The organism is uncultured Fretibacterium sp. (assembly GCF_963544685.1).
In the GTDB taxonomy this organism is placed as follows: domain Bacteria; phylum Synergistota; class Synergistia; order Synergistales; family Aminobacteriaceae; genus CAJPSE01.
The window spans coordinates 1-6,143 of the sequence record NZ_CAUUGJ010000126.1; the positions used below are offsets into that span (position 1 = coordinate 1).

A 6,143-nucleotide genomic window follows, 5' to 3' on the forward strand; every position below is an offset into this window, starting at 1 on the left:
CGCCGTCTCGATATCGTTCGGGACGTTCTGCCCGGCCGTGAGGAAGGAGACGGGGCGCCCCAGGGTCTGCTGCACGCTGAACACGGCCCCGCAGCTGACCGTCTCGTCCAGCTTGGTGAAGATCAGATGGGAGACCGGGATATCCGGGATATGCTCCACGACGTCCATCATGTCCCCGTACTTCATGTTGGCAGCAAGGACGAGGTGCACCGCGTCGGGCGCGAAGGCATCGTAGAGCGTCTTGAAGGCCTCCAGGCTCCTGCGGTCCCTCTGAGCCCGTCCCGCCGTATCCAGCAGGACGAGGTCCGCCTCCGGGTGCCCGTCCAGCACCGAGGGAAAGCTGTCCGCGCCAAAGACGACCTCCAGGGGCACCCCCAGTATCTTAGCATAGGTGCGCAGCTGGTCGACCGCGGCGATGCGGTAAGTATCGCTGGTGAGGAGCAGGACGTTCCGATGCTCCAGAAGCGCCTGAACCGCGGCCAGCTTGGCGATCGTCGTCGTCTTTCCGACGCCCGTGGGCCCCAGGAACATCACCTTGCGGCCCCCCGCGGCGTCGCCCCCCCCGTCCCCCGAGCACGGGATCCTCGACGCCAGCCATTCGACGAAGGGAAGGGACCGGTCCGAGGACCCGTAATCCGCCAGCAGCTTCTTTATGATGCCCTCGTCGACCTCGGCGGCCCTCAGCCGTTTCCCGACGTCCTGCCCGTCCCCGGCGCCCGGACTTCCCACCAGGCCGGGCACCGGCAGCCCCGCATGAAAGGCCGTATCGGCCCTCGCGGGCTGGGGTTCGGGGCCCTGTGCTTTGGGGATCCCAAGGCGCTCCATCAGAGAGTCCAGGCGCTGCGACAACGCGCCGACCTCATCCTTCAGCATCCGAGCCTCGGAGACGGGAAGCGCCCCCTCCGGCCTGACGTGCCGAGCGTTGTTCAGCCCCTCGGAGGAAAGCTGAACGCTGTCCCCGTCCGCAGAGGAGGCAACCCCTCCCCCGGCCGCGGCATAGGCCGCCCTGGCGGACCCGGCCTGGGAGGGAGAGGGAGGCGGGGTCCCGGCGGAGCGCTCCTTGAACTCCATGAGCTTCTGGAAGGCGATGAGGCTTTCCCGGCGCGTGAGCTCGTCGTCCCGGGACTCCCGGGCGCGGGGCTCCTTTTTGGGCTCCTCCTCCAGGATGCCGGCCGTCACCATCAGGACCGAACGCTGGAAAAAGCCCAGGATCCCACCGACGCGCACCGCCCGCGTGGAGAGGATCACCGCATCCTTGCCCAGCCGCTCGGCCGCCAGCCTCAGAGCATCCGCGTCGTCCCTGGCCTCGAAGGATATCTGATTGACAACCCTCATCTATTCCACCATTCCCACCGTTTTGATTTGTATTCCGTGAGCGATCTCGTTGTACGATACCACAAAAACGTTCGCCACGGAGCCCTCGATCAGACGCCGGACGATCAGCCTCACGTTGGGGTGCACCAGCAGCACGGGGGTATGGCCCTTCGCCAGCATGTCGTCCACGGCCCGCGAGATCGCGGCGATCATCTTCTGGACCTCGCGCGGGTCCATGTTCAGCTGCCAGCCCCGGGCCAGGTCTCCATCCATGCTCGCCATGATCTTCTGCTCCCAGTTCGGCGAGAGGGTCGCCGCCGTGATCACGCCGTCCTCCCCCTGAATCTTGAGGGAGATCAGTCGGGACAAGGACTCGCGCGCCCGCTCCGTCAGGAAGTCCACGCTCCGGGACAGCTTGCCGTAATCCGCCAGGGCCTCGAAGATCGTCACGAGGTCGCGGATCGGGATCTGCTCCCGGATGAGGTTCTGCAGCACCTTCTGGATCTCGCCGAGCGACAGGGAGGCCAAGAGCTCCTCCACGACGGCCGGGGCGGTCTCCTTGACCATATCCGTGAGCTTCTGGACCTCCTGGCGGGTCAGGAGGTCCGCCCCATTCCGCCTGATGACCTCCGACAGATGGGTCGCCAGCACGGACGGCGCGTCCACGACCGTATAGCCCATGGCCTCGGCCTTGTCCCTGAGGTCCGGGGATATCCAGAGCGCCGGCAGCCCGAAGGCGGGCTCCTTCGTCGGGATCCCGATCAGGTCCTCCTCCACCCCGCCCGTGTTCATCGCCAGGTAATGGTCCGGCAGCAGCTCGCCCCGCCCGGCCTCGGCCCCCTTGACCCTGAGGACGTACTCCGTCGGCTTGATCTGGATGTTGTCGCGGATGCGGATGGGGGGGACGACGACGCCCAGCTCCACGGCCATCTGCTTCCGTATGGTCCCGATGCGCTCCAGCATGTCGCCGCCCTGGGCCGGGTCCACCAGCGGGATGATCGCGTACCCGATCTCGGCCTCCATGGGGTCGACGGTCAGAAGGCGCATGACGTCCTCCGGCGAGGCCGGCGCGGGGCGGCTCTCGCCCTCCGCCTGCGGCGCTCCGGGCGCACCGCCCCCGGGCACCGGCGTCTCACCGGCCTGCGGCGCTCCGCCCTCGATCTCCTGCGCCGTCCCCTCCCGCGCCACCATGTAGCCCATGCCCCCCATCAGGGCGGCCAGGATGACGAACGGGACCGTCGGCAGCCCCGGGATCATTCCCAGGGCAAGGAGGAGGCCGGACCCGATGTAGAGGGGGCGGGGGTACCTCGTGAAGGCGACCACGATATCCTGCCCCAGGTCGGAGGCCGCGGCCGCGCGCGTCACGATGACGCCCGTGGCCGTGGAGAAGAGCAGGGCCGGGATCTGGGAGACCAGGCCGTCGCCGACGGTCATCAGACTGTAGAGCGCGGCGGCCTTCCCAGCGGGCATCCCCCTCTGGAAGACGCCGATCGAGAGGCCGCCCACGATGTTGATCATCGTGATGATGAGGCCGGCGACGGCGTCCCCCTTGACGAACTTCGAGGCTCCGTCCATCGCCCCGTAGAAGTCGGCCTCCCTCTGGATGTCCCTGCGCCGGGCCCGGGCCTCCTGGTCGTCGATGAGCCCGGAGTTCAGGTCGGCATCGATCGCCATCTGCTTGCCCGGCATGGCGTCCAGGGTGAAGCGCGCCGCCACCTCCGCGACGCGCTCCGCCCCCTTCGTAATGACCAGAAGCTGGATGATGACCAGGATCAGGAAGATCACGACGCCGACGATGTAGTTGCCGCCGACGACGAAGTTGCCGAACGCCATGATGATCTCGCCGGCGTAGCCGTTCAAAAGGATGAGGCGGGTCGTCGAGACGTTCAGGGCGATGCGGAACAGCGTCACGATCAGGAGCAGGGTCGGGAACACCGACAGGTCGAGCGCCCGCTTGACGTAGAAGGTCACCAGAAGGACGACGACCCCCAGGGTGATGTTGGCGGCGAGCAGGACGTCGATCAGGCCCGTGGGGAGGGGAATCACCATCATGACGACGACGAGGACCATCAGGAGTGCCACGCCGACGTCCGAGTAGTGCAGAATCTTTTTCAGCATGGACTTCTCGAGCCCCGCAGTCTCAGCCAAGCTGGTCCCTCCCGAGCGAAATCCCGGCGGCCCCCCGGAGGCCGACGCCGTGCGGCGCGGTCCCGCCCCGCAAACTCCGTGGGACCCGCCCGTCTATCCTCTTCATTGTACACGAAAAGAGGCAAAAAAGCCGTCCCACGAGGGGGACGGCTTTCGCAAGACAGAAATTGAAACAGCGTTTTCCCGATGAGGACGGACGGTCAGGAACGACGCCTCCGCGCGAGGGGCAGAAGCAGCGGGACCAGCAGGAGCATCGCCCCCAGCCCCGGGCCGATGCCGCACCCACTCTGCACGTCTTCGATCCCGGGCCTCTCCGTCCCCTCCTTCCATATCGCACTGGTCGACTGGATCTCCGTCCTGCCGATGACGTCCAGGTCGATCGTTCCGTAGATGTCCACCTTCCCGGACGTGACGGAGGTGAGCATCACCTTGTAGGTCAACCCCTCCTTCGTCTTCACCGGCGGCAGGTAGAACGGATTGCTCAGCGTCGGCCGCAGTTCCGGAAGGGGAACGGGGACGCGCAGGGTCTCGCTGTAGCGCTCCGTCCACGCCTTGATGTTCATCCGGGAGGCGTCGAGACGAAGCCACAGGTCGTAGCCCGTGATGCAGCGCTTCCCCTCGTGGATCGCCGTGTGGATGTCCAGGGTGCCCTCGAGGGCCAGCTGAACGCGCACCCTCTTTTCCCCGTACCCCTCGCCCTGGATCAGCCAGCGGCCGGCGATGTCGTAGGACACCGGCTCCGCCGCCGCCGGAAGGACGGCGCAACAGACCGACAACAGCACCGCCAGAAGGAACATCCCATAACGCTTGTTCTTCAACATCTCAAAAACCTCCGTTTCAAACGGCCGGGCCCCGCGAGTTCACCCTCGGAGGGGAAACACCGCGGACGCTGAAGGCCGTCAGTTCTCCAGCACGACCTCCGTCTCGAAGACGGGAGTATGGTCGATCGTGCTGCGTACCGTGCAATCGGCCTCGCTCTCCTCCACGACGGCCCGCACCTGCTCCAGGGACGCGTCGGTCCTCATGAAGACCTTCGTCCTTACGATATCGAGGGCGGAGCGGCCGGTGTCCGGGGAACGCACCCCTTCGATCTCGATCCGCAGCCCCTCGTAGGCCAGCCCCTTCTCCTCCATCGTCGCCCGGATGGTCATCCCCAGGCATCCCGCGATCCCCGACAGAAGCAGGTCCACGGGGCAGAACCCGACCACGGGCACGGAATCGGACTTCATCGTCCGGCTCATCAGCAGCCTGTGCCGCCCCACCGTGTACTCGAAGGAGTAGGCGTCGCGCTCCTCCGCCCTCAGCTTAAACGTCTTTCCCGCACCGGCCATGATGTCCTCCCATTCCTCTCCTCAAGGGGACGCCCGCGCACCCCGCCGATCGACCTCCGCCGAAAGGGGGTCGCCGCGTCCGCCCCTGTTTGCCCCCGGATCGAAAAACCGAGCTCCATTATAACAAAACGCCGCCGCAGGAGATAAGAGGAGCCGCCCCGGGGCGGCTCCTCCCATGAAACCTTTCTCGTTTTTTCTCCTCGAGCCCTTCTCCGGGGCTTCCCACGCCCTACCAGGCGCAGACGATGGCCCCCTTGTACTTCTCGTCCACGAACGCCTTCACCGCATCGCTGTTGTAGCACTCGACCAGGGTCTTGAACTCCGGCCGGGCCTCCTCGCCCTCCCGCACCACGATGACGTTGACATAGGGGGACTTGCTGCTCTCGATGAAGAGCGCGTCCTTCGCGGGGATCAGCCCCGACTCCACGGCGTAGTTCGTGGTGATGACCGAGAGGTCGGAATCCTGGATGGCCCGCACCATCTGGGAGGCCTCCAGCTCGACGAACTTCAGGCCGTGCGGGTTCTCCGTGACGTCCAGCACCGTCGGCAGGAGTTTGGCGTCGGGATTGACCTTGAGCAGCCCACGGTCCTGGAGCAGGAGCAGCGCGCGCCCCCCGTTGCTGGGATCGTTGGGGATCGCGACCGTCATCCCGTCCTTCAGCTCGTCCACGCTCTTGAGCGTTTTCGAGTACGCGCCCATCGGCATCAGGACCGTGCTGCCGATCGAGACCAGCTTGTACCCGCGGTCCTTCATCATCGCCTCCAGATACGGCAGGTGCTGGAAGGAGTTCACGTCGATGTCCCCGTCGGCCAGCGCGGCGTTGGGAAGGATGAAGTCCGCGAAGCGCACCAGCTCCACCTCGAGCCCCTTCTCCGCCGCGAGCTTCTGCACCAGCTCGCCGATCTCCTCATGCGGGCCCCCGTCCACACCCAGCTTGATCTTCGCCGCCTCCGCACTCCCGACCCCAAGGGAAAGGACAAACAACGCAGCCAACACAACCCCAAACTTCTTCAACACAACGACAACCTCCTTAACCATCGAACGAACTTAACCCAGCGAAACACCGCAGGGGCTTCGCCCCCGCACCCCCATCAGGGGAGCGAGCTCCCCTGAACCCCATCGCACAAAGCACAAAAGCTGCAAAACGCCGCTATCCCTCCATACCCCTGCGGCGCAGCACCGCCCGAACCGTCCAGTCCCCGGCGGTCTGGATGGCCTGCACCATGACGATCATCACGACGATGGTCGCCAGCATGATATCCGGCCGGAACCGCTGGTGGCCGAAGCGGATGGCCAGGTCCCCCAGCTGTCTCTTATACACATCTCCGAGCCCACGAGACGGAGCTACA

5 protein-coding genes and 1 pseudogene are annotated in these 6,143 nt (G+C 66.0%); all 6 read right to left on the bottom strand.

Annotated features, from left to right (window positions below; genetic code table 11):
- Positions 1-1,335 (bottom strand): flagellar biosynthesis protein FlhF (flhF, locus tag ABLA28_RS09985; RefSeq protein WP_347713536.1); only part of this gene is annotated, 1,335 nt, incomplete at its 3' end.
- Entirely contained in the window at positions 1,336-3,432 is a 2,097-nt protein-coding gene (flhA, locus tag ABLA28_RS09990; RefSeq protein WP_347713539.1) for a flagellar biosynthesis protein FlhA, read from the bottom strand.
- A 230-nt stretch (positions 3,433-3,662) separates the two neighbouring features.
- A complete protein-coding gene (locus ABLA28_RS09995; RefSeq protein ID WP_347713537.1) occupies positions 3,663-4,283 on the bottom strand; it encodes a hypothetical protein in 621 nt (206 codons plus the stop codon).
- A 78-nt stretch (positions 4,284-4,361) separates the two neighbouring features.
- Entirely contained in the window at positions 4,362-4,793 is a 432-nt protein-coding gene (locus ABLA28_RS10000) for an OsmC family protein (protein ID WP_299301044.1), read from the bottom strand.
- A gap of 229 nt (positions 4,794-5,022) precedes the next feature.
- Positions 5,023-5,811 carry a MetQ/NlpA family ABC transporter substrate-binding protein gene (locus ABLA28_RS10005; RefSeq protein ID WP_347713538.1) on the bottom strand — a complete coding sequence of 263 codons (789 nt, stop codon included), beginning with the start codon at positions 5,809-5,811 and terminating at the stop codon, positions 5,023-5,025.
- A gap of 133 nt (positions 5,812-5,944) precedes the next feature.
- Positions 5,945-6,143 (bottom strand): annotated as a pseudogene (locus ABLA28_RS10010) (hypothetical protein); the annotation flags it as partial.